The following is a 22,167-nucleotide window of genomic DNA, read 5'->3' on the forward strand; positions in this document are numbered from 1 at the left end:
GGCGCACACCCTGCGCGGGCCCCGTGGCGCCGCTTCCGCCCCAATCTGGCTCAGGCCTGCGAGGCGGCCATGATCACGCTGAACACCATCAGGCAGACGTAGCCCACGATCGCCAGGATCGCCAGGCCGATGACCACCAGCGTCACCGTGCCCAGTTCGCGGCGCTGGCGCTCGGGGTATTCGGTGAAGGCCCACTTGTCCACCACCAGCGTGTCCGAGACCAGGTCGTGCAGGGCCTGCTTGCGCATGGTCACGCCGGCCATGATGCCCGAGACCAGGTAGGCGACACCGCAGCTGACCAGGTAGGACAGGAACATGCCGGCCCAGCGGCCGAAGCTGCGCGCGGTGCTCATGCGCTGGCCATCGGTGCGTACCACCTTGATGCCGACCGCGCGCTTGCCCAGCGAGGCCTGGCTGAGCGAGGCCTGGGTCCAGGTGAAATACAGCGCCTGGACGATGATCGGGAAAATGTAGATGCCCACGACCAGGAAGATCACCATGCCGGCCGACGCGTCGGGCGAGCCCAGGCCGCCGGTGAAGCTGGCGAAGCCGCCGAACATCAGTACCCCGACCAGGAACACCACCAGCAGCACGCTGCTCATGATCAGGCCATCGATGCTGGCCGCGGCAAAGCGCTTCCAGAACCCGGCATAGACCACTTCATGGCCGTCGACCACGGCCGTTGCGCCGTAGCTGGCGGACGCGGCCGGGGCGGTATACGGCGAATGCAGGCCACCGCCGGTACCGGGCAACGGCGCGGTGCCATTGTCGATGGCGGTGTAGTCGCCGCGCAGGTCGATGCCGGTGCCGGCGTTGTCCGCGGCGGCGGCCAGGGTCTGCAGCTGCAGCTCTTCCACCGCTTCGGACAGCGGCTTCCACTGCGCATAGCCCTCGCGCCATACCAGCGTGGCCAGGGTGATCTGGGCGCGCTGGAAACGCAGGCGCAGCTCCTCGGCCGTCAACGGTCCCTGGCGCTCTTGGCCATCGGCGTAATACCACTCAGTCATTGCTTTGATCCCCTTTGGGTCTTCCATGGACATGCGTAAATGATCAGCCGCGGCATTCCAGCGGCAGGAAGGTGTCATCCGGCTCGGCGGTGCATTCCCACTGCTGCTGCTCGCTGTCGTAATCCAGCCACAGCAGCTTGCCGTCCAGCTTGGCTTCGCCCGGCGCGGACAGTTCGGCCTCGATGCCGCAGTGATGGTTGTCGAAGCGGCCGATGCGGACCGCGGCCAGGCCGTTGCCGGCATAGCTTTCGGCGCTGCCGAAGCCTTCGTCGTCGTTGACCGGGCACTGCCCGTGCGCATCGGCGAAGGCGGCGACCTGGGTCTTGAGCACCGCCAGCGATGCCACCGCGGTACTGGTCTTGGCGCGCAGCGTGTACTGCTTGTAGGCCGGCATGGCGATGGCCGCCAGTACGCCGAGGATGGCCAGCAGCACCACGCCTGCGGCGGCGCCGATGATGGCGGCGATCGCGCAGCCGGACAGCCCCTTGCGCGGCGGCACGGCCGCGTGCACCGCAGCGGCCGGGCTGGGCGGGGTGTGGACGGGGATCTGCGGCGGCAATACCGGTGCCGGGACGGGCTCGGGCGCGGCGGCGGCCTCGACGGGGCTGTCGGCGTCGGCTTCCGGGGCAGCAGGGGCCGGCGGCGGGGCGATCACCAGGCCGATCTGGTCGGCCACCTCGCCCAGCGGTTGCCACTGCGCCATGCCGTCACGCCAGACCAGGGTATCGGCCGCGATGCGGCTGGACTGGTACAGCGCGATCAGCTCTTCAGACGCCAGCGGCCCACGCTGCTGGCGGTTTCCTTCTGCATAAAACCACTGGCTCACCGGTCCGCTCCTGAATGCGCAAGGCGCCCAGTGTACGGTCAGTGGAGCGGTTCGGGTTCGTCCACGAACATCTGGGTTTCCATCCAGGCATAGGCCGCCTCGGCGCCGGGCTGGTTGAACAGCACCATCAGCACCACCCACTTGAGGTCGTCCAGGTCCAGTTCGTCCTGGTCCAGGGCCATGGCGCGGTCCAGCACCAGCTCGCGCTGGTTGGCGTCCAGGATGCCGTGCTGTTCCAGGAACATCAGGAACCCACGGCCTTCCACATCAAGCTTGTCCAGCTCCGGGCCATGGAAAATCCGCACCGGGCCATCGACCCGGGCCAGGGTCACTGCCGGGCGCTGCTCTGCCAGGGCGTCGAGCCAGTCGAATGCCTTGTTGATCTCGGTGGGGCTGAATCCGGCCTGGATCAGGCTGTTCTGGAGGGTGTCGCGATCACGGACAAGGTCCGCGTCCTCGCTGAAATAGTGTTCAAACAGGTACAGCAGGACATCCAGAATGCTCTCTTTCATTGCCCCTCGGCCTGCGTCAGCGACGCTGTGGAGGTGAAGAAACTAGGGTTTTCGACAGTAGCGGCCATGCGCGGCAACCACCTTTCCATCCAGTTCCATGACCAGCAGCATGGCCGACAGCCGGGCCGTCGTCAATCCGCTGCGCTGGATCAATGAATCCATACCGGTTGGGTTGTCGTCCAGTGCCTGCCACAAGCACTGGTAGTCCGGGTCGGAACTGGGCGGGGCGCGTCCCGGCGCCGCTCGTGCCTGTTCAGTGGGGGCGCCCAGCCGGGTTCGCAAGGCCTGGCCGAGCACCCGGGCCACCCCTGCCAGCCCGGCGATGACCTCCTCGGGGTGCTCCACCAGCAGGGCACCGTCACGGATCAGCCGGTGGCAGCCGTGGGCGCGCGGGTTGCGCACCGAGCCGGGCAGGGCGAACACCTCGCGCCCGGCCTCGGCCGCCAGCCGGGCGGTGATCAGCGCCCCGGAGCGCAGCGCCGCTTCGATCACCACCGTGCCCAGGCCAAGCCCGGCCACGATCCGGTTGCGCGCCGGGAACTGCCCGGGCCGAGGGGCGGTGCCGGGCGGGTACTCGCTGACCAGCGCCCCGCGCGCGGCGATGCGCGCCTGCAGCCCGGCATGGCGGGGCGGATAGGTGAGGTCCAGGCCGGTGGCCACCACCGCCACGGTCAGCCCGCCGGGGGTGTCCAGCGCGGCGCGGTGGGCGCGGCCGTCGATGCCGGCCGCCAGCCCGCTGACCACCGACAGCCCGCAGCGCGCGAACGCGGCGGCGAAGTCGGCGGCCAGCTCGGCGCCGCTGGGCGAGGGGGTGCGGCTGCCCACCACGGCCACCGCCGGGTGCCAGAGCAGGCTGGGGTCGCCCTGCACGAACAGGCCCAGCGGCGCCGGGTCGGGCGATTGCAGCAGGGCCGGGTAGTCGGCATCGGTACGCGCCAGCAGGTGCTGGCCGGGCCGGGCGAGCCAGTCCAGCCCGCGGCGCAGCGCGGCCGGCTCGGGCCGGGCCAGGCCGGCGCATTGTTCCGGGCTGCAGCCGGCCGCGCGCCAGGCAGCGGGGCCAGCGCGCAGGGCCTGCTCGGCCTGGCCGTGCGCGTCCAGCAGGCGTTGCCGCGGCGGCAGCGGGCCGCCGGCCAGGATCAGGCGCAGCAGGGCTTCCGGATCGTGGGCGGCGGAAGGGGGCATGGAGCTCAGGCTAGGCCTGAAATGCCGACGGCGCCCTGGGGCGCCGTCGGAGTGTTGCGTAGGGATTTGCCGCGTTTATTGCGCGTCGGGGTGCTTGGCCGAATAACCCACCTGGACCGGCTTGACCCCCTGCATCACCAGCGCATAGCTGACCTTGTCGAAGGTGCGGAACACCATCGCGTGGGCGGCGTACTCGTCGGGCATGGCGATCCGGCCGGCACCGTCGGTGAGCGAATCGTCCATCCGCGACGAACCGGGGTACTTCATCTTGTTGGCCACGAAGCGGCCCTGGCGCCACAGCGACACCACCGTGCCGTTGTCCACCCCGTCGGCCCTGCCGGCGGAAATGGCGATCACATCGCGCGGGCCGCCGGCCAGGAACATGTCGGTCACCGCCAGCACGCGGATGTCCAGGCTTTCGGTCTGGGCGGCCGGAACGTGCGGGAAGAACTGCAGGTCGTAAGGGGTGGCCTCGACCGGGACCAGGCGGTCGCCGACGCGGACTTCACGGCCGCCGATCTGGGTCTGCAGGGCGATCGAGGTCACATCCACGTTGCCGGAGGCGACCTTGGTCACCGTGCCGATGTTGACCTGGGCCAGCTCGTAGCCCAGCGTCTGGTTGCGCTTGCTGGGCGCAATGAAGTTCTTCCACAGGTTGCCGCTGCCCGGGGTGACATCGCCGTTGGCGGTCAGGTCCTCGGTCGGCTTGGGCAGGGCGTAGCGCACGGTCGGGCGGACCACGGCGTAGCGTTGGCCCACTTCGGCCCCGTCCAGCCCGCGCACATAGGCGGTCTGGCCGCTGGTGGCGCGCAGCCGGTTGTCTTCCAGGCCGGCCACGAACGGCAGCGACTTGACCTCGTCGACCACGCTGAGCTGCTTCAGGAAGGGTTCCACCTGATCCAGCGGGATGCCGTTGATCGGGGCCTCCTGGCGCGGGCCGGGCTGGGCCACGACGCGGTCCAGGTAGGCCAGGCTGAGTACGTCGCCGGGGTAGATGAGATGCGGGTTCTTGACCTGCGGGTTGGCCTGCCAGATCTCCGGCCACAGCCACGGCTTTTTCAGGAAGCGCGCGGAAATGTCCCACAAGGTATCGCCCTTGCGGACGACGTAGGTTTCCGGGTGCCCGCCATTCACTTCAACGGCGGTAGCATAGGTGGCAACGGTCAGCATCGCCACGGCGACGACCGTACGTGTACGTTCAAACATAGATGTAGTGCCTGATTCCCCAACAGGTGTCCGCACTATAGTCCAGAAACCGGGGCGCAGGGCAAGCGTTGGCGATAGAATTGCCGCATACGCCGCGTTGACCGGCGCCCCCTACCGGTATTTGTCATGGCTATCCTGCCCATTCTCGAGTTTCCCGATCCGCGCCTGCGCACCAAGGCCGCGCTGGTCGATGCCGCCGAAGTCACCACGGCGGCCTTCCAGGAACTGATCGACAACATGTTCCACACCATGTACGACGCCCCCGGCATCGGCCTGGCCGCCAGCCAGGTGGACGTGCACAAGCGGTTCATGGTGATCGACGTCAGTGAGGAAAAGGACACCCCGCGGGTGTTCATCAACCCGGAGATCACCGCCCACGACGGCGGCCAGGTCTACCAGGAAGGCTGCCTGTCGGTGCCGGGCATCTTTGCCGACGTCACCCGCGCCAACCAGATCACCGTGCGCTACCTTGACCGCCAGGGCGTGGCCCAGGAACTGACCACCGACGGCGTGCTGGCGGTCTGCATCCAGCATGAGATGGACCACCTGGACGGCAAGCTGTTCATCGATTACCTGTCCCCGCTCAAGCGCGAGATGGTGCGCAAGAAGCTGGCCAAGGCGCGCAAGCACGTTGCCTGAGATGGTCACCAGCACGGCCGCGCGGGCTGACCGCGCGCCGCAACGGGTTGTTCGGCGCCGGCCAACGGCGCCGTTTTTCTTTCTGCAAGTGGGGTCGCCATGAAGATTGTGTTTGCCGGTACGCCGGAGTTCGCCGTAGCCAGCCTGCGCGCTGCCGCCCGTCACCACGAAGTGGTGGCCGTCTACACCCAGCCTGACCGTCCGGCCGGGCGCGGCCGTGGCCTGGCGCCCTCGCCGGTGAAGCTGGAGGCGATTGCGCGCGGCATTCCGGTGTTCCAGCCTGAATCGCTGAAGACCCCCGAAGCCCAGCAGCAGCTGCGCGACCTGCAGCCGGACCTGATGGTGGTGGTGGCCTATGGCCTGATCCTGCCCAAGGCGGTGCTGGCGATCCCGACCCACGGTTGCTGGAACGTGCATGCCTCGTTGCTGCCGCGCTGGCGCGGCGCCGCGCCGATCCAGCGCGCGATCCAGGCCGGCGACAGCGACACCGGGGTGTGCCTGATGCAGATGGAGGCCGGCCTGGACACCGGCCCGGTGCTGCTCCAGCAGCAACTGGCGATCGGTGCCAACGAGACCGGCGGCCAGCTGCACGACCGCCTGGCCGCGCTCGGCGCGCAGGTGCTGTCCGATGGCCTGGGCCTGCTGCGGGCGGGGATCAAGCCGATCGCCCAGCCGCAGCCCGAGGCCGGGGTGACCTATGCCCACAAGCTGGACAAGGCCGAGGCACGGCTGGACTGGGCGCAGGACGCCCAGGCCCTGGAGCGCACCGTGCGTGCGTTCAACCCGTGGCCGATCGCCGAGGCCCAGCTGGCCGGCGAGCGGGTACGCATCCATGGTGCGGTGGCGCTGGCCGACAACCAGGGCCGTGCCCCCGGCACGCTGCTGGCCGCCGGCCGCGACGGCATCGACATCGCCTGCGGGCAGGGCGCGCTGCGCGTGCGCGTGCTGCAGCGCGAGGGCGGCAAGGCGATCACCGCGGCCGATTACCTCAACGCCCGCCGCGACCTGGCCGTGGGCGCCTGAGATGAGCAACCCGCCCCCTGCAACGCCGGCCAGGCCGGCCGCCCATCTCGCCCCCGGCGTGCCCACCCGCGTGCTCGCCGCCAAGGTGCTGGCCCAGGTGGTCGGCCGCGGCCGTTCGCTCAAGGCCGAACTGACCCACGCCCTGCCGCAGCTCGATGACAGCCGCGACCGCGCCCTGCTGGAAGCGCTGTGCTTTGCCGTGCTGCGCCGGCGCAGCGCCTATGACGCCGCCCTGGCGCAATGGATGCCGCGCCCGCTGGGCGTGCGTGAAGACGAACTGCGCGCGCTGCTGCAGGTCGGTTTCGCCCAGCTCGATGCGCTGCAGCTGCCGGCCCACGCCGCGCTGTCGGCCACCGTGGATGCGGCGCGGGCGATGGGCCGCGAGCGCCAGGCCGGCATGGTCAACGCACTGCTGCGGCGTGCCCAGCGCGAAGGCATTCCGCGCGCGCCGGCACGCGAGGCCTTCCCCGACTGGATGGCCGCCAGGATCGACCAGGATTGGCCGGAGCAGGCCGAGGCGATCTTCGCCGCCAGCCTGGTAGCCGCGCCGCTGTGGCTGCGGGTCAACCGCCAGCAGGGCACGCGTGAGGCCATGCTGGCGCAGCTGGAAGCGGCCGGCATCGCCGCCGAGGCCGCCGCGCTGGGCAGCGACGCGATCTGCCTGCCGGTACCGGTGGCGGTGTCGGCGTTGCCCGGCTTCGCCGACGGTGCGCTGTCGGTACAGGACCTGTCGGCGCAGCAGGTGGCCGATGCGCTGGCCCCGCGCCCGGGCGCGCGGGTGCTCGATGCCTGCGCCGCGCCGGGCGGCAAGGCCGCGCACCTGCTCGAACGCGACCCGACCCTGCAGCTGCTGGCGCTGGACATCGACCCGCGCCGGCTCAAGCGCATCAGCGAGACCTTCGCGCGTACCGGCGTGGGCGCCGGCGCGCAGGTGCGGGCCGCCGATGCCGCCGACCCGGACAGCTGGTGGGACGGGCAGCCGTTCGACAGCATCCTGCTCGACGCCCCCTGTTCGGCCACCGGCATCATCCGCCGCCAGCCCGACGTGCTGCTGCACCGCCGCCCGGCCGATATCGAGGCGCTGGTCGCGCTGCAGGCACGGCTGCTGGATGCCTGCTTCAGGATGCTCGCCCCCGGCGGCACCCTGCTGTATGCGACATGCTCGATCCTGCGCGAAGAGAACCAGTTCCAGGTGGAGGACTTCCTGCAACGGACCCCGCGCGCCGGCTTCCTGCCGCTGGACGACGCCTTCGGCCACGACTCCTGGGCCGGGCGCCAGCGCCTGCCGGGGGAAGACGGCGCCGACGGATTCTTCTACGCTCGTCTGCTGAAAAAAGGCTGAGCCACCACCGCCCGACATGCGTCCCATGCTCAACACCCGTGCGTCACGAGAGTTCTGGTTGCTTGCCTTGATGGCCCTGCTGGTACTGGGTACCGGCCTGGGCCTGCGCGATCCCTGGCCCTCGGACGAGCCGCGTTTTGCCCTGGTCGCCAAGCAGATGGTGGACAGCGGGGACTGGCTGTTCCCGCACCGCGGCACCGAGCTGTATTCGGACAAGCCGCCGATGCTGATGTGGTGGCAGGCCAGCCTGTACAGCGTGTTCGGCAACTGGCGGGTGGCATTCCTGCTGCCGTCGCTGCTGGCCGCGCTGGGCACCCTGGCCTGCGTGTACGACCTGGGCCGCCGGCTGTGGACGCGCCGGGTCGGGGTGTACGCGGCCTGGGCCCTGTTGTTTGCGGTGCACTTCAGCTTCCAGGCCAAGAAGGCGCAGATCGACCCGCTGGTGGTGTTGTTCATCACCCTGGCCAACTACGGCCTGCTGCGCCACCTGCTGTGCGGGCCGGCGTGGCGCTGGTGGTGGCTGGGCTGGTTCGCCGCCGGGCTGGGGGTGATCACCAAGGGCGTGGGGGTGATCGCGCTGCTGATGATCGTGCCGGCCGCGCTGGCGTCGCTGCTGGGCTGGCCGCGGGTGCGCCTGCACGTGCGCGACTGGCGCTTCTGGCTGGGGCCGCTGGCGTTCGTGCTGGCCACCCTGCTGTGGTTGCTGCCGATGGCCTGGACCGCGCTGTCCAGCGGTTCGACCGAATACCGCGCCTACCTGGACGACATCCTGTTCCGGCAGACCGCCAAACGCTACGCGCAGTCCTGGGACCACCACCAGCCGTGGTGGTACTTCCTGGCGACCATGCCGTCGATGTGGGTGCCGGCGATCCTGGCCTTGCCGTGGGCGATCCCGGCCTGGTGGCGGCGCCTGCGCCGGCGCGATCCGCGCTACCTGCTGCTGCTGGGCTGGTGGCTGCTGATCGTGCTGTTCTTCTCGATCCCGCACGGCAAGCGTGACGTCTACATCCTGCCGGCGTTGCCGATGTTCTGCCTGGCGCTGGCGCCGCTGTTGCCGGGCCTGCTGCGCCGGCGCGATGTGCAGTGGCTGCTGGGCGCCTTCACCGCACTGCTGGCGCTGGCGCTGCTGGTGGCCGGGATCGGCATGCTGGCCGGCGACCCGGGTTTCGAGCGCCGGCTGATGGGCCAGCGCGGCGTGGGCACGCACGTGACCGCCGCGCTGGGCTGGGCCGGCATCGCGATGGGCAGTTGGGGGGTGATCGGCCTGCTGGCCTGCGGGCGGCGCCGGTTCCACCTGGCCGCCGCCTCCATCCTGGCCGGGGTCTGGGTCACCTATGGGCTGATCGGCTATCCGCTGCTGAACGATTCCAGTTCGGCGCGCGGCCTGATGCAGCAGGTGGGCCAGCGGATCGGGCCGGATGCCGAACTGGGGCTGGTGGCCTGGAAGGAGCAGAACCTGCTGATGGCCGACCGCCCGGCGGCCACCTTCGGTTTCAAACGCCGCTGGTACCGGCAGCTGCACGACGCCCGCACCTGGCAGGCGCAGCAGCCGCAGCGCCGTTGGCTGCTGGTGCAGGAAGACGCGGTACTAGGCTGCATCGACCGCAACGCGGCCGAGCGGGTCGGGGTGGCCAACCGCCGCGGCTGGTGGCTGGTGCCGGCGCCGGCGTTCGGGGGCGTATGCCGTCCCAGCGCTGCCGAACTGGCGCGGATCGCGCGCGAACAGGGCCAGGACGAGGACGAGCAATGAGCGCGGCCTCATGGATCATTACAGGTCGATCGGCGACAATGCCGGCCGCCTGCCTGACACCGGGCCGGCCCCGGCGCCATGCCGGTGCGCGCTTCCTGCCGCCCCCCGGCGCAGTGCTGTGCCGGTGATCCCTTCTTCCCGTTGCCCCGCCGCGCCGCCCAGAACGTGACCATGCCTCTTTCCCGCCCTGCCGCCGCCAACCCCGTATTGGCATGGGCGTTCACGATCGCGCTGGGGCTGTCGCCGGTGCTGTTGATGTCCACCATGGATGGCGGCAGCGCGGGCTATTACCTGTTGATCCTGCTCAGCTTCGTCGTGCTGGCGGTGGTCCGTGCCCCGGCGCCGGGCCATGCCTGGTGCGCCAACCGCCGCGAGTATGTGTGGCTGGGCCTGGGCATGGCGGTGATGCTGGTGGGGGTATTGGCCAGCCAGCTGTTCCATGGGCTGTGGAAGGGCTCGGAAGTGGAAAAGGCGGTGCGCTTCCTCACCGTGGTGCTGGTACTGGCGGCGGCGCTGCGGATTCCGCGTGCGACGCTGGCGCATGCGCTGTTCGGCCTGCTGCTGGGTATCTGGTATGCGGTGCTCAACGTCGCCTGGCTGGCGCTGAGCACCGGTGGCCGCCCGGCCACGCGCCAGTTCAACGCGGTGACCTACGGCGACCTGACCCTGTTGTTCTCGATGCTGGCATTCCTGTTGCTGGGCTACCGAATCACCCGGTTCCGCCGCACCGAATTCGCGCTCAAGCTGATCACCGGCATTGCCGGGGTCGGCGGCTTCCTGGCCACCCAGACCCGTGGTGGGCTGCTGGCCATTCCCTTCTTCATCTTCATCGCGCTGCTGGTGCAGGGCCGGCGCCTGAACCGCTACAAGGCGCTGGCTGCAGCCGTGCTGCTGGGCGTGCTGGGCCTGATCGTGGCCGGCGACGGCACCATGCGCCAGCGCATCCAGCTGGGCGTGAACGAGTTCGACCAATGCCAGGTCAGCCACCTGGCCGATACCTCGGTATGCATCCGCCTGCAGCTGTGGAGCGCGGCCGGGTACATGATCCAGAGCGAACCGGTGTTCGGCATCGGCGGCGGCGACCGCTTCCGCCAGGAACTGCGCAACCTGGCCGAAGCCAAGCTGGTCTCGCCGATGGTCGCGCGCGATTTTGGCGAGACCCACAACGACCTGCTGTACTTCCTGGCCACCTATGGCGTGCTGGGCGGGCTGGGCCTGGTGTTGATGTACCTCTCGCCGGCCTGGGTACTGCTGCGGCGCCTGCGCCTGGACGATGGCCCGGCGCGGCTGTTTGCCGGGGCCGGCTTGATGATCTGCGTCGGCTTCATGGTGTTCGGCTTCACCGAAATGATGTTCCGCGACATGCGCACCGCCTCGTTCTACGCCACCTGGGTGGCGCTGTTCCTGGCCTTGTCCGACCCGGCACGGCTGCGCTGGCCGGGGGCGGCCGGCTGACCTGCGCTCAGCTGCGCGGTTGCAGCGCGGCGTGGTAGCTGGCCTCGGTCTGGCGGCTGAAGTCGTCCAACCCGAACGCACGCAGCGCACGCTGGCGCGCGGCCTGGCCCACCGCCGGCAGCCGCTGGCGCTGCTCGTACAACGCAGCTACCTGGGAGGCGATCGCGGCCACGTTGCGTACCGGCACGATCCAGCCGTCCAGCCCGTGCTCGATGTTTTCCGGCAGCCCGGCGTAGTCGCTGACCATTACCGGCTTGCCCATCGCCATCATTTCGCGGCAGGCGAAGGAGATCGTTTCCACGTCGTAGGACAGCACGAAACCGGCATCGCCGCTGGCCACGAACGGCCGGATGTCGTCGACCAGCCCGGCGAAATGCACCTGGTCGGCCAGGCCGAGCGCGGCCACGCGCTCGCGCAGATCCCGGTCCGGTTCACGCCCGGCGATGGCCACGTGGATATGCGCGCGCATGGCCGGTGGCAGGGTGGCCAGGGCCTCGACCAGGTCGATCCAGCCCTTGTGCGCGTCGGTGCCGGCATTGCTGACCAGCACCAGCGCGTCGGGATCGCTGGTCCAGCGTGCGCGCAGCGCCTGGCCGGCAGCGGGCGCCGGCGGGACGAACTTCTGCAGGTCCACGCCGTTGCGGATCACATCGATCGGGCAGCGCCGGTAGGGGCTGTCCAGCAGCATCTGGCGGGTGTGCGCGGACACCGCGATCACCCGGTCGGTGCCCCAGCGCGCGCGCAGCGCGTTGCCCACGGTGTTGCTGGGCTTGCTGTTGTGCTTGGTGAACACCAGCTTGGGGCGGCGGCGCAGCCCGGCCACCGCCTCCATCACCACCCGGTGGTCGCGCGCGCCGTTGGCATGCACGATATCGATGCCCTGTTCCACCACCAGCGCGCGCAGCCGGCGCATATCGGCCCACTGCTGGCCCAGGGTGGGCAGGCCGCTGCTGAAGGCGACCGGCAGCGCAGTGGCGAGGGCTTCCTCGCCGACCACGCGGATCACCCGGCTGTCGGCCGGCGCGGCCATGAACAGCTGGTGGCGCCCGGACAGCGCGCGGGCCAGCGAGACCAGGTAGGTGGTGTGGCCACCGCCATCGCCGGAATGGAAGTTGGTATAGAGGATCTTCATGCGGGCCTTGGGTAAAACGCCCGTGAAGTCTGCCACAGCGATGTTCAGGCGGCGTCGCTGCGCCGCGGCGGGTCGCTGACCGGCTGCCCGTTCTGCAGCATCCACAGCATGATGGTCTTCTGCCGCACGTAGTTGGCCCGCACATAGGCGTACACCAGCCCGTGCCAGCCATCGCGGAAGCCGCCGCGCAGCAGCAGGCCGCGCCAGAACCGCCAGCTGGGGGCCAGCACCAGCTTGGCCAGGGTGGCGCGCTTGCCGCGCGCGAATTCGTGCTCGGCCATCATCCGCGCATAGCGCTGGGTCTTGAGCAGCTGCTGCTCCAGCGAGCGGTACGGGTAGTGGATCAGGTCGCCGCGCAGGGTGCCCACCGCACCATCGACGCTGGCCGCCTCGTGGATCTCGCGCTTGCCGCGCCAGCCGCCGTGGCGGCGGTCGAACAGGCGCAGCACCCGGTCCGGGTAGGCGTTGCCATGGCGCAGGAACTTGCCGAAGTAGTTCGACAGCCGCGCGAAGCGGTAGCCGTGGTGGCCGGCAAACCCATTGGCCTGGGCGGCCAGGATCGCCGCGCGCAGGTCGTCGCTGATGCGTTCGTCGGCATCCAGGCACAGCACCCAGTCGTGCGTGGCCTGCTCGACGCAGAACGCCTTCTGGCTGCGGAAGCCATCGAAGTGGCGCTGCAGCACCCATGCCCCGGCGGCGGTCGCGATCGCCACGGTGGCATCGGTGGAATGGGAGTCCACCACGATGATCTCGTCGCAGAAGGCCAGCGAGGCCAGGCAGTCGCCGATGCGGTCGGCTTCATTGAACGCGATAATGCAGGCCGAGATGCGAGGCCGTTCAGTGGGAGCGGTCGTGGAGGACATGATGGCCGAGTACCTGCTGTTTGCGACGGAGCGTTATGCGCTGCCCATTCTCGCCCCACTGGCCCAGGCGTTGCACGCGTCCGGTCAATCGGTGTCGGCCTGGTTCGCCGACGGCGCGGCCGGATCCAGCCTGCCGGGGGTGCCCAACGTGGACCTCCGGCAAGCCCTGGCGCTGCGGCCGCGGGCGGTGTTCAGCGCCGCCAACTGGGTGCCGCCGTTCATCGCCGGGGCCAAGGTGCAGGTCTTCCACGGCTTCAATGTGCAGAAACGCGACAGTGCGCGTGGCCATTTCCGCGTGCGCGGGCTGTTCGACCTGTACTGCACCCAGGGCCCGGCCACGACCGCGCCGTTCCGTGAGCTGGCCGCGCGCGAGGGCCACTTCGCCGTGGCCGAAACCGGCTGGCCGAAGCTGGACCCGCTGTTCCGCGACGACGGCGGGGCCGGCGCTGCGCTGCGTGCACCGGCCGCCGGGCGCCCGGTGATCCTGTTCGGGTCCACCTTCACCGAGCGCCTGAGCGCGGCCCCGCACCTGCATGCGCAGATCGCCGCCGACATCGCCGGTGGCGAACGTTACTGGCTGCTGACCCTGCATCCCAAGTGCGCGCCGGAACTGTTCGACCGCTACCGCGCGCTGGCCGGGCCGAACGCGGCCTTCGTCGAGGCCGAGCAGGTGATGGCCGCCCAGCGTGCGGCCGATGTGCTGGTGTCGGATACCTCGTCGATCGTGTCCGAGTTCGTGGTGCAGCACAAACCGGTGGTGACCTTCCGCAACCGCGTGCCGCAGCCGCACATGATCGATTTCGACGATGCGGACGCGCTGCCGACGATGCTGGCCCGCGCGCTGGACCCCGAACCGGCGTTGATCGCCGAAATCCAGCGCTATGCCGATGCCATCCATCCTTACCGCGACGGGTATTCCAGCGAGCGGGTGATCGCGGCCACCGAGGATTTCCTGGCCGGCGAGCTGGGTACGCTCAAGCGCAAGCCGTTCGGGGCGTGGACGCGCGGGCTGCAGATCCGCCGTGAACTGGGGTACTGGGGGCCGGCGAAGCGATGACGGTGTACCGACCCGCGGGATGACGGTGTACCGACCAACGGTCGGTAGCTACCAGTGCAGGCGCCGCTGCGCCAGCGCGTGGCCCAGCTGCGCATGCACCGCGCGGGCCTCGGCTTCGGGCAGATAGCGCAGGCACAGGGCGATGCTGCCGGTGGCGCCGGCGGTGTCCAGCCAGACGCTGGCCGTGCCCAGCCAGCGGTCCAGCGGCGAGCGGCTCAGGCGCAGGCTCTGCAGCTTGTCCAGTTCGGCAAAACGCCACCAGCGCTGCCACCAGCCGCCGCGCACCGCCACGTACTGATCGTCCAGGTAATAGCCCATGCGCGCCATCTGCCGGTGCGCGCGCAAGGCCGACCACGGCAGCCACAGCAGCGCCAGTGCGCCCCAGGCATGCCCGTTCCATACCGCCGCGGCGGCCACCAGCGGCAGCCACAGCAGCGCGCCCAGGCACAGCCGCCACCAGCCGCGCTGCTGCACCGGCTGCCAGCGCGGCGGCGGCCACTGCAGCTGCGGCAGCAAGTGCTGCACCAGCGCATCGCAGGCCTGCGGGGTGGCCAGCGGGGCCAGCTCGCGCAGGTCGCGGCGCTGGTTTTCCACGGCCACCCCGGCGGCGATGTCGATGCGCAGCTGGCGCCGCCCGGCCCACCGGTGCAGGGCGCTTTCGCGCAGCGTCCAGGCCTGGATGCGGCGCCGTGCCACGCTGCTGCGCAGGCGGGTCAGCAGGCCGCTGACCACGGTCAGCCGGCGCTCGTGTTCGCTCAGTTGGAAGCCGTGATAGCGCAGCAGCGCCAACGCCACCGACAGCACCCGCAGCAGCAGCCAGAAACCGATCACCGCCAACGCCGCCAGCAGCGCCCATACCCAGGCGGCGGTATGCAGGTGGCTGGCATAGCCGAACGCCTGGCGGCCACCGTTTTCGATCGCCTCGGACACCGCACCGCGCGGGAAGAACTGGAACATCGCACCCAGCGCGGCCACCACCGCCACCCAGCCGCGGTTGGACAGCAGGCCGATGCGCACCACATCGGCGGCGCGCAGCCGCAGCAGCACCTCATCGTCGGGCGCCGCCGCCGCTTCGCTGGCCTGCGCCGGCGCGGCCAGCGCCTGTCCGCGCTGGCGTACCAGCTGCTCCAGCGCCAGGGCCTGGGACAGTTTGAGTACGCGCATTTCCGCCTCGGGCCGGTGCCCGCCGGCCGATTCCAGGCGCAGTTCGGCCACGCCGAACAGGCGATGCAGCGGGTTCTGGTGCACCACCACGTTGTGGATGCGCGCGAACGGGATCTCGCGCCGGTTGCGCGATACCACGCCGCTGCGCAGGCTGATGCCGTCGCGGCCGATCCGGTAGTGGTAGGTCAGGTACTGCAGGATCGAGATCGCCACCAGCACCGCGATCACGATCACCGCCGCCAGGTAGCTCCACATTTCATCGCGATCGCCGCGGTTGCCGAACACCACCAGCGCCACCAGCGGCAGCAGGAACTGGCGCAGCTGCATCAGCAGCACGAACAGCCACGACCAGGGGTGCAGCCGCTGGTCCGGCGCGGCATCGTCCGGCGTTGCGCTGCTCACAGGGCGTCGTCGTCCTGGTCCAGCTGGTGGGCCAGGGTGTCGCGCAGATGCTCGGCATCGGTGCTGTCCAGCCCGCCCAGGGTCACCGCGCTGAAGCGGCTGCCGGCGGTATGCACCACCAGCGTGGCCAGCCGCGCGCCGCGTTCGATCGGGCCGCGGCGCAGGTCCAGGTGTTGCACGCGCGAGATCGGCACATGGGTTTCCAGTTGCCACATCAGGTCGCGGCGCACGCCCAGGCCTTGCCCATCCAGCCGCCAGAACGTGCGGCGCTGGCGGCGGAAGCCGAAGCCGGCGCCAACCAGCGCACCGACCACCAGCATCGCCGCCGCGCCCAGCCAGCGCATCGGCAGCTCCAGCATGACCCAGCCGGCGCCCAGCGCCCCGCCGATCACGATCGCGCCGCTGATCGCGCCGGCCGCCGCGGCAATGGTGGCCGCGCGCAGCGGCAACGGCTGCCAGTCGGCGGCGGCGCCGGGCAGCGGTGGCGGGGAGGGCATCGGCAGGGCGTCGGCAAGGTCGGGCAAGTCAGGGCGCTCGGCGGGAGGAAACAGGCCGGGCGCCATGCTGCAGCGTGGAACGCCCGTGGCGCAGACGGTAGCAGGTTGCCGCGCGCTATTGCGCGGCCTGGATCAGCGCGTCCACATCGAGCAGGTGGCCGGCGCGCTCGGCCTTGGTGCGCAGGTAATGTTCGTTCTCGGCGGTGATGTCGCCGGTGACCGGAATGCAGTCGACCACCTCGATGCCGGCATTGCGCAGGCGCTGGGCCTTGGTCGGGTTGTTGCTGAGCAGCTGCACCCGGCTCACGCCCAGGCCCTGCAGCATCGCCACCGCGCTGCCGTAGCGGCGCTCATCGGCACCGAAACCCAGCTGCGCGTCGGCGTCGATCGTGTCCAGGCCATCGTGCTGGTAGCCATAGGCGCGCATCTTGGCGGCAATGCCGGTGCCACGGCCTTCCTGGTCCAGGTACAGCAGCACGCCGCCGCCCAGTTCGGTGAGCTTGCGCAGGCCGCGCCGCAGTTGGTCGCCGCAGTCGCACTTGAGCGACCCGAACAGGTCGCCGGTCAGGCATGAGGAATGCACCCGCACCGGGACCACCGCCGACAGGTCCGGGTTGCCGACGATGATCGCGACCTGGTCGCGCTGGGCCACCCCGCCGCGGAACACCGCAAATTCGGTCATGCCCACCTCGCGCAGTGGCACCGGCGAGCGCGCCACCAGCTCATAGGCATGGGCGGCCTGCTCGGCACCCTGCCGCAGGTCGCACAGCGAGACCTGGGCGCAGTCGTCGAAACGGCGGTCCCCGGCGTCCAGCAGCACCCCGACCATGGCCGGCAGCAGCAGCCCGAGCCGGGCGATTTCCACCGCGCCATCATCCAGCGCCTGGCCGGCGCTCCAGCCCGGCGGCATGGTTTCAGGGTCGCGCAGGTAGCTCAGCGAGGGCAGGGCGTCGAAATCCACCCCGGCCAGCGGCACCCGGGCGCCGTGGTCGGCACTGACCCCCAGCACCCGCGCGCGGGTGGCGGTGAGGAACAGGTAGTGGCGCCCCCCTGCGGCCGCGGCGAAGGCGCCGAAACTGCTGCGGGTGCTGCTGTCCAGCGCGATGAAGGCCAGCCGCTGGCCGCTGCCATCGTCGATCACCACCGGCCGCCCGGCGCGCAGTTCGCCCACCGCGCGTTCGCAGCGGATCGCGGCCGGGTCGCCGAACAGGGAGGAAGCGGGATCAGACATGGCAGGGGCCGTGGGGGGACATCATGGTGTTCACAGTGGGGGCCGGAACCGACAGATTCAATCGAGCGCCGGGATCCAATCGTCGCACCCGCTCTAGTGCGGGTGTTCGGCGGTGGCGTAGGGGTCGACCTCGCCGCTTTCCGGCGGGCGCAGCGTGTACCGCTTGTAGGTCCACTGGTACTGCGCCGGGTCGCGGCGGGCGATGCGCTCGATGCCGGCATTGAGGGCGCTGGCGGCGGTGCGCGGGTCCGGGTCGGCCACGCTGGGCGGGGCCGGTTCGATGTGCAGGGCGAACTGCATGTCCGGCCCGATCCGTTCGCACCAGCCATACAGCACGGTCGCCCCGGTGCGCTCGGCCAGCCGGTTGACCAGGGTCATGGTCAGCGCCTCCACGCCGAAGAACGGCGCGAACACCCCGTCGCCGGCCTTGGGCTGCTGGTCGGGCAGGATGCCGGTGGCGCCGCCGTCCTTGAGCACCTTGAACAGCTGGCGCACCGCCGGCCCTTCGGCACGCACCTGGCGCACGTTGTCGCCGCCGCGCACCAGCTGCAGGAAGGCATCGCCCACCGCTTCGTCGGGGGCCTTGTAGACGATGGCGATCTGCCCGCGCGAGGCCAGCCACTGGTTGAGCAGTTCCCAGTTCCCATAGTGTGGGGCGGCCACGATCACGCCCTTGCCGGCAGCCAGCGCCGCGTCGTACAGCGCCTCGCCGTGGCGCTGGACCAGGCAGTCCAGGTTGCGCTGCCGCGGCTGGGTCCACAGGCGCAGGGTCTCCACCGCCTGCAGCGCGGTGGAGCGCAGCACGTCGCGGTGCAGGGCCGCGCGCTGCGACGCGCCCAGGTCGGGGTAGGCCAGCTCCAGGTTGCGCCGGGTCACCCGGCTCTCACGGGCGTTGAGACGAATCCACAGCCAGGCCAGCACGGCGGCAAAGCCGCGCAGCCAGGACCAGGGCAGGCGGGTGAACAGGGCGGCGGCACGGTAGGCCAGGCGGGCGGTGGTATGCGGTTTCATCACGGTGAAGTCTAGCCGCTGGCGGCCCTGCCCGGCGCCGGCCGGGCGCGGTAAGGTAGCCGGCCCCCACCCCCGGAAGCCCCGCCGATGCTCGTGTTGATCCAGCGTGTCACCCAGGCCAGCGTCGCCGTGGACGGTGCCGTGGTCGGCCGGATCGGCCCGGGATTGCTCGCCCTGGTCGGCATGGAGCCGGGCGATGGCGCCGCGCAGATCGCCCGCATGGCCGACCGGCTGCTGGGCTACCGGGTCTTTGCCGATGCTGGCGGAAAGATGAACCTGTCGCTGGCCGACACCGGCGGCGGGCTGCTGCTGGTCAGCCAGTTCACCCTGGCCGCCGACACCGCCAGTGGCATGCGCCCGGGCTTCAGCACCGCCGCAGCGCCGGCGGAGGCTGAACGCGGATTCAACCAACTGGTGGAGATCTGCCGGCAAAAACACGCCGCAGGGGTGGAAACCGGCCGGTTTGGCGCCCATATGGTGGTCAGCCTGGTCAACGATGGTCCAGTGACCTTCCTGCTCAGACCCTGACCGCCGGGACCACCGCCCGGGCCGGCGGGGCGCCGGGCTGGTATAATGCTAGGTTCTATTCCTCTCCCTGCCGGTGGCGCGAGCACTACATGGCCAACGAACGTCCTGCCCAGCAAAACGACATCAAGCTTCTGATCAGCAAGGGCCTGGAACAGGGCTACCTGACCTACGCCGAAGTCAATGACCACCTGCCCGACGACATTGTCGACCCGGAGCAGATTGAAGACATCATCGGCATGATCAACGGCATGGGCATTGATGTCCATGAAGTGGCGCCCGATGCCGAAACCCTGTTGCTCAACGATGGCAACACCGGCAACCGCGAGGTCGATGACACCGCGGCCGAAGAAGCTGCCGCCGCGCTGAGCGCGCTGGATACCGAAGGTGGCCGCACCACCGACCCGGTGCGCATGTACATGCGCGAAATGGGTACCGTGGAGCTGCTGACCCGCGAAGGCGAAATCGCCATCGCCAAGCGCATCGAAGAAGGCCTGGGACAGGTCCAGGCCGCGCTCGGCACCTTCCCGGTGTCGGTGGAGTCGCTGCTGGCCGACTATGACGCGCACAAGGAAGGCAAGAAGCGCCTGGCCGAAGTGATCGTCGGCTTCAACGACCTGGTCGAGGAAGTGCCGGCCCCGGTCGTCGCGGAAGACACCAGCGACGATGCCGAGGACGACGCCGACGACGAAGAAGACGGCGACGACGTCGAGGAAGAAGCCGGCCCGACCGGTCCGGACCCGGAAGAAGTCGCGCGCCGCATGCAGGCCCTGAGCGACGCGTACACCGCGTTCAAGAAGGCCGCCGCCAAGGGCGACCGCAAGCCGCTGGGCAAGCTGCGCGACGACATGGCCGCGGTGTTTGTGACCCTGAAGCTGCCGTTGCCGCTGACCGATGTGCTGGTCAAGCAGCTGCGCGACGTCATGTCCGACATCAAGTCCCACGAACGCCGCGTGCTGAACCTGGCCACCGTGACCGCGCGCATGCCGCGCAAGGACTTCATCCGTTCCTGGGAAGGCAACCAGACCAACCTGGAATGGGTGGAAGACGCCCTCAAGCGCAAGCAGAAGTGGTCTTCGGCCCTGCGTGACGTCAAGGACCAGATCATCGCCGAACAGCAGGCCACGATCGACATCGAAAAGGCCACCTGGCTGGAACTGGACGAGCTGAAGGAAATCAGCCGTGCCATGGCCTATGGCGAAGCGCGCGCGCGCAAGGCCAAGAAGGAAATGGTCGAAGCCAACCTGCGCCTGGTGATCTCCATCGCCAAGAAGTACACCAACCGCGGCCTGCAGTTCCTCGACCTGATCCAGGAAGGCAACATCGGCCTGATGAAGGCGGTGGACAAGTTCGAATACCGTCGTGGTTACAAGTTCTCCACGTATGCGACCTGGTGGATCCGCCAGGCCATCACCCGTTCGATCGCCGACCAGGCGCGCACCATCCGTATCCCGGTGCACATGATCGAAACGATCAACAAGTTGAACCGCATTTCCCGCCAGATGCTCCAGCAGTACGGCCGCGAGGCCACGCCGGAGGAGCTGGCCAAGGAAATGGACATGCCCGAAGACAAGATCCGCAAGGTGATGAAGATCGCCAAGGAGCCGATCTCGATGGAAACCCCGATCGGCGACGACGAGGATTCCCATCTGGGCGATTTCATCGAGGACACCAACGTGGAGTCCCCGATCGAGAACACCACCAACATCAACCTGTCTGAAACCGTGCGCGACGTGCTGGCCGGCCTCACCCCGAGGGAAGCCAAGGTGCTGCGCATGCGCTTCGGCATCGACATGAACACCGACCACACCCTCGAGGAAGTGGGCAAGCAGTTCGACGTCACCCGCGAGCGCATCCGCCAGATCGAAGCCAAGGCGCTGCGCAAGCTGCGTCACCCGAGCCGGTCCGAGCAGCTGCGCAGCTTCCTGGACATCGATTGATCCCAGGCTGCCCGCGTTGAAGCAAACACAGACCCCGCGCAAGCGGGGTTTGTTTTGTGCGCGACACCCACGTCGGGGTGATGTAGTGCGGTAGGATGCGCGTCGCTTTTTACCACGGGTCAATGGAATGCCGAACACATCGCTGCTCCTGCTGCTTGCACTGTCTCCCCTCACCGGACTGGCCGACACGCCGCAGCAACCGCCGTGCAACCGGGACGACTTCTTCAGCACCCAGTTCGACTACACCGTCGGCCGTGTCGTGGACACGGGCCAGGTGCTGCTGCTGGGCGAAGGCTCGGGATGCCTCAATGAGGAGCGCGCCGGCTGCGCCAGTGGCGATGAAATCGAACCGGGCACCAGCCTGGCGATCGGCAATCGCTGGAACGAGCACTACTGCGTGCAATCGCTGGAGCCCGGCAACGAAGTGGTCGGCTGGGCGCCGGCACAGCGCGTGATGAAAACCGGCCAGAGCGCCGAAAACGAGTTCAGCGACTGGATCGCGCACTGGGAGGGCAGCGGCGGGCGTGCCATCGACATCGTGCTCAAGGGCGACATGCTCGAGCTGAGCGTGCCCGGCGCCGCGGGCGCGGCGGCCTCGGCGCGCATCGGCAGCGCAACGCCGGAAGAAATCAGCGGCGAACTCCTGCTCGAACAGGGCGATTGCCAGACGCGGGTATCGCTGCAGGGCATGCACCTGGTGGTGGCCGACAACGGTCACTGCCCGGCACCGGCCGCCACGCTGCGCGGGGTCTACCGCAACCGCGCGCCGATGGAGCGGTTGATGGAGTTGATGGAGCGGTGAGGGCTGGCCTGGCGGTAATGGCCACCGGCAGCGCTTGGCCGGCCCGGCACTGCTGCGCGCAGCGCCCCAGCAGGAACTGGCGGCCGGGAACGCCCGGCGGGCGAAGATGATGGGCCAGCGTTTGGGGTGACGGCGCCGGGCAGTGGCAAGCGTCCCTGTGCCTCCACTACACTTGGCAGCCGCAAGGGCCTATAGCTCAATGGTTAGAGCAGAGGACTCATAATCCTTTGGTTCCAGGTTCGAGTCCTGGTGGGCCCACCAATTGAACATCCTATGTCGTCTTATAAAGGCTGAAATCCTGCACAACCGCACGGGTTTTGGCCTTCTTTGTGTCCTTTTGCGTCCCATGTGATTTGTCCCGATCCTGGGTTCACTGCGGCATCTTTGGTAATAGCCTGTCTAGTCCCTGCACCGGTTGCCGCCAAGATGCCTTTGACCGAGTCGGGTGCCTGTGGCGGAACTCTGCTGACGGCCTCAGCTTGCCCGCCGCTGCTTGATGATGCTTTACCATTGCTTGTGATGCCCCGACGTCCCCCCGGCTTGAGTAGTGGGCGGGTTTAGAGTCCGGTGCTGATGTTATCTTTCTTCGCCGCCAACTGCG

At 69.4% G+C, this 22,167-nt stretch carries 20 protein-coding genes and 1 tRNA gene; 10 read left to right on the plus strand and 11 right to left on the minus strand.

All coding sequences use genetic code 11. The features are described from left to right. Nucleotides 1–50: 50 nt before the first annotated feature. The 5 genes from IC535_RS11000 to IC535_RS11020 all read right to left on the minus strand — a co-directional run bounded on the left by IC535_RS11000 (nt 51) and on the right by IC535_RS11020 (nt 4,733). Nucleotides 51–1,007, minus strand: coding sequence for an RDD family protein (locus IC535_RS11000; protein ID WP_228885999.1), 957 nt, complete (start codon nt 1,005–1,007; stop codon nt 51–53). 43 nt (nt 1,008–1,050) lie between these two features. Next, nucleotides 1,051–1,833, minus strand: a complete 783-nt coding sequence (locus IC535_RS11005; protein WP_228886000.1) for a GYF domain-containing protein — start codon at nt 1,831–1,833, stop codon at nt 1,051–1,053. 38 nt (nt 1,834–1,871) lie between these two features. Then, entirely contained in the window at nt 1,872–2,345 is a 474-nt protein-coding gene (locus IC535_RS11010; RefSeq protein ID WP_228886001.1) for a DUF494 family protein, read from the minus strand. A gap of 42 nt (nt 2,346–2,387) precedes the next feature. Then, nucleotides 2,388–3,527 (minus strand): DNA-processing protein DprA, encoded by a 1,140-nt coding sequence (dprA, locus tag IC535_RS11015; protein ID WP_228886002.1) that lies wholly within the window; start codon nt 3,525–3,527, stop codon nt 2,388–2,390. 75 nt (nt 3,528–3,602) lie between these two features. Further along, a complete protein-coding gene (locus IC535_RS11020) occupies nt 3,603–4,733 on the minus strand; it encodes a LysM peptidoglycan-binding domain-containing protein (RefSeq protein WP_228886003.1) in 1,131 nt (376 codons plus the stop codon). Nucleotides 4,734–4,859: 126 nt separating this feature from the next. Between IC535_RS11020 and def the strand changes: the two genes are divergently transcribed. From def to IC535_RS11045, 5 genes are all read left to right on the plus strand, one after another. Then, a complete protein-coding gene (def, locus tag IC535_RS11025; protein WP_228886004.1) occupies nt 4,860–5,372 on the plus strand; it encodes a peptide deformylase in 513 nt (170 codons plus the stop codon). A 99-nt stretch (nt 5,373–5,471) separates the two neighbouring features. Then, nucleotides 5,472–6,395, plus strand: coding sequence for a methionyl-tRNA formyltransferase (fmt, locus tag IC535_RS11030; RefSeq protein WP_228886005.1), 924 nt, complete (start codon nt 5,472–5,474; stop codon nt 6,393–6,395). A gap of 1 nt (nt 6,396) precedes the next feature. Further along, a complete protein-coding gene (rsmB, locus tag IC535_RS11035) occupies nt 6,397–7,737 on the plus strand; it encodes a 16S rRNA (cytosine(967)-C(5))-methyltransferase RsmB (protein ID WP_228886006.1) in 1,341 nt (446 codons plus the stop codon). A gap of 25 nt (nt 7,738–7,762) precedes the next feature. After that, nucleotides 7,763–9,487, plus strand: coding sequence for an ArnT family glycosyltransferase (locus IC535_RS11040; RefSeq protein WP_228886007.1), 1,725 nt, complete (start codon nt 7,763–7,765; stop codon nt 9,485–9,487). Between the two features lie 171 nt (nt 9,488–9,658). Then, entirely contained in the window at nt 9,659–10,942 is a 1,284-nt protein-coding gene (locus IC535_RS11045) for an O-antigen ligase family protein (RefSeq protein ID WP_228886008.1), read from the plus strand. A gap of 7 nt (nt 10,943–10,949) precedes the next feature. Here IC535_RS11045 and IC535_RS11050 read toward each other — a convergent pair whose 3' ends face one another. Both IC535_RS11050 and IC535_RS11055 read right to left on the minus strand, forming a co-directional pair. Beyond that, nucleotides 10,950–12,074 carry a glycosyltransferase gene (locus IC535_RS11050; RefSeq protein WP_228886009.1) on the minus strand — a complete coding sequence of 375 codons (1,125 nt, stop codon included), beginning with the start codon at nt 12,072–12,074 and terminating at the stop codon, nt 10,950–10,952. A 44-nt stretch (nt 12,075–12,118) separates the two neighbouring features. Further along, nucleotides 12,119–12,937: a glycosyltransferase family 2 protein gene (locus tag IC535_RS11055; RefSeq protein WP_228886010.1), complete on the minus strand. Its 819-nt coding sequence runs from the start codon at nt 12,935–12,937 to the stop codon at nt 12,119–12,121. Here IC535_RS11055 and IC535_RS11060 point away from each other — a divergent pair. Then, the gene (locus IC535_RS11060; protein ID WP_228886022.1) at nt 12,936–13,994 is read left to right on the plus strand and encodes a CDP-glycerol glycerophosphotransferase family protein; all 1,059 of its coding nucleotides are present in this window, start codon (nt 12,936–12,938) and stop codon (nt 13,992–13,994) included. The genes IC535_RS11055 and IC535_RS11060 overlap by 2 nt on opposite strands. A 48-nt stretch (nt 13,995–14,042) precedes the next feature. Here the strand turns inward: IC535_RS11060 and IC535_RS11065 are convergent, their stop codons facing one another. The 4 genes from IC535_RS11065 to IC535_RS11080 all read right to left on the minus strand — a co-directional run bounded on the left by IC535_RS11065 (nt 14,043) and on the right by IC535_RS11080 (nt 18,299). Continuing rightward, nucleotides 14,043–15,560 carry a PH domain-containing protein gene (locus tag IC535_RS11065; RefSeq protein ID WP_228886011.1) on the minus strand — a complete coding sequence of 506 codons (1,518 nt, stop codon included), beginning with the start codon at nt 15,558–15,560 and terminating at the stop codon, nt 14,043–14,045. Further along, nucleotides 15,557–16,123 (minus strand): PH domain-containing protein, encoded by a 567-nt coding sequence (locus tag IC535_RS11070; protein WP_429000376.1) that lies wholly within the window; start codon nt 16,121–16,123, stop codon nt 15,557–15,559. The genes IC535_RS11065 and IC535_RS11070 overlap by 4 nt, the downstream gene beginning before the upstream one ends. Nucleotides 16,124–16,172: 49 nt before the next feature. After that, entirely contained in the window at nt 16,173–17,288 is a 1,116-nt protein-coding gene (gene ribA, locus IC535_RS11075) for a GTP cyclohydrolase II RibA (protein ID WP_228886012.1), read from the minus strand. A 93-nt stretch (nt 17,289–17,381) separates the two neighbouring features. Next, on the minus strand, nt 17,382–18,299 hold the full coding sequence (locus tag IC535_RS11080; RefSeq protein WP_228886013.1) for a lauroyl acyltransferase: 918 nt from the start codon (nt 18,297–18,299) through the stop codon (nt 17,382–17,384). 87 nt (nt 18,300–18,386) lie between these two features. Between IC535_RS11080 and dtd the strand changes: the two genes are divergently transcribed. The 4 genes from dtd (at nt 18,387) to IC535_RS11100 (ending at nt 21,827) form a co-directional block, all read left to right on the plus strand. After that, a complete protein-coding gene (gene dtd / locus IC535_RS11085; RefSeq protein ID WP_228886014.1) occupies nt 18,387–18,827 on the plus strand; it encodes a D-aminoacyl-tRNA deacylase in 441 nt (146 codons plus the stop codon). A gap of 89 nt (nt 18,828–18,916) precedes the next feature. Continuing rightward, nucleotides 18,917–20,764 carry an RNA polymerase sigma factor RpoD gene (rpoD, locus tag IC535_RS11090; RefSeq protein ID WP_228886015.1) on the plus strand — a complete coding sequence of 616 codons (1,848 nt, stop codon included), beginning with the start codon at nt 18,917–18,919 and terminating at the stop codon, nt 20,762–20,764. Between the two features lie 127 nt (nt 20,765–20,891). Further along, on the plus strand, nt 20,892–21,566 hold the full coding sequence (locus IC535_RS11095; RefSeq protein ID WP_228886016.1) for a hypothetical protein: 675 nt from the start codon (nt 20,892–20,894) through the stop codon (nt 21,564–21,566). A 185-nt stretch (nt 21,567–21,751) separates the two neighbouring features. Continuing rightward, nucleotides 21,752–21,827 (plus strand) — tRNA-Ile (locus IC535_RS11100). Nucleotides 21,828–22,167: the final 340 nt, after the last annotated feature.

This window comes from Stenotrophomonas rhizophila, assembly GCF_020857975.1.
GTDB classification, from domain to species: Bacteria; Pseudomonadota; Gammaproteobacteria; order Xanthomonadales; family Xanthomonadaceae; genus Stenotrophomonas; species Stenotrophomonas rhizophila_C.

Coding starts and splice junctions, on each gene's coding strand:
- IC535_RS11095 (WP_228886016.1), top strand. CDS start 20,892: ATGCCGAACACATCGCTGCTCCTGCTGCTTGCACTGTCTCCCCTCACC.
- IC535_RS11070 (WP_429000376.1), bottom strand. CDS start 16,123: ATGGCGCCCGGCCTGTTTCCTCCCGCCGAGCGCCCTGACTTGCCCGAC.
- IC535_RS11000 (WP_228885999.1), bottom strand. CDS start 1,007: ATGACTGAGTGGTATTACGCCGATGGCCAAGAGCGCCAGGGACCGTTG.
- IC535_RS11055 (WP_228886010.1), bottom strand. CDS start 12,937: ATGTCCTCCACGACCGCTCCCACTGAACGGCCTCGCATCTCGGCCTGC.
- IC535_RS11050 (WP_228886009.1), bottom strand. CDS start 12,074: ATGAAGATCCTCTATACCAACTTCCATTCCGGCGATGGCGGTGGCCAC.
- IC535_RS11040 (WP_228886007.1), top strand. CDS start 7,763: ATGCTCAACACCCGTGCGTCACGAGAGTTCTGGTTGCTTGCCTTGATG.
- IC535_RS11020 (WP_228886003.1), bottom strand. CDS start 4,733: ATGTTTGAACGTACACGTACGGTCGTCGCCGTGGCGATGCTGACCGTT.
- rpoD (WP_228886015.1), top strand. CDS start 18,917: ATGGCCAACGAACGTCCTGCCCAGCAAAACGACATCAAGCTTCTGATC.
- def (WP_228886004.1), top strand. CDS start 4,860: ATGGCTATCCTGCCCATTCTCGAGTTTCCCGATCCGCGCCTGCGCACC.
- IC535_RS11045 (WP_228886008.1), top strand. CDS start 9,659: ATGCCTCTTTCCCGCCCTGCCGCCGCCAACCCCGTATTGGCATGGGCG.
- IC535_RS11060 (WP_228886022.1), top strand. CDS start 12,936: ATGATGGCCGAGTACCTGCTGTTTGCGACGGAGCGTTATGCGCTGCCC.
- fmt (WP_228886005.1), top strand. CDS start 5,472: ATGAAGATTGTGTTTGCCGGTACGCCGGAGTTCGCCGTAGCCAGCCTG.
- IC535_RS11080 (WP_228886013.1), bottom strand. CDS start 18,299: ATGAAACCGCATACCACCGCCCGCCTGGCCTACCGTGCCGCCGCCCTG.
- IC535_RS11010 (WP_228886001.1), bottom strand. CDS start 2,345: ATGAAAGAGAGCATTCTGGATGTCCTGCTGTACCTGTTTGAACACTAT.
- dtd (WP_228886014.1), top strand. CDS start 18,387: ATGCTCGTGTTGATCCAGCGTGTCACCCAGGCCAGCGTCGCCGTGGAC.
- dprA (WP_228886002.1), bottom strand. CDS start 3,527: ATGCCCCCTTCCGCCGCCCACGATCCGGAAGCCCTGCTGCGCCTGATC.
- ribA (WP_228886012.1), bottom strand. CDS start 17,288: ATGTCTGATCCCGCTTCCTCCCTGTTCGGCGACCCGGCCGCGATCCGC.
- rsmB (WP_228886006.1), top strand. CDS start 6,397: ATGAGCAACCCGCCCCCTGCAACGCCGGCCAGGCCGGCCGCCCATCTC.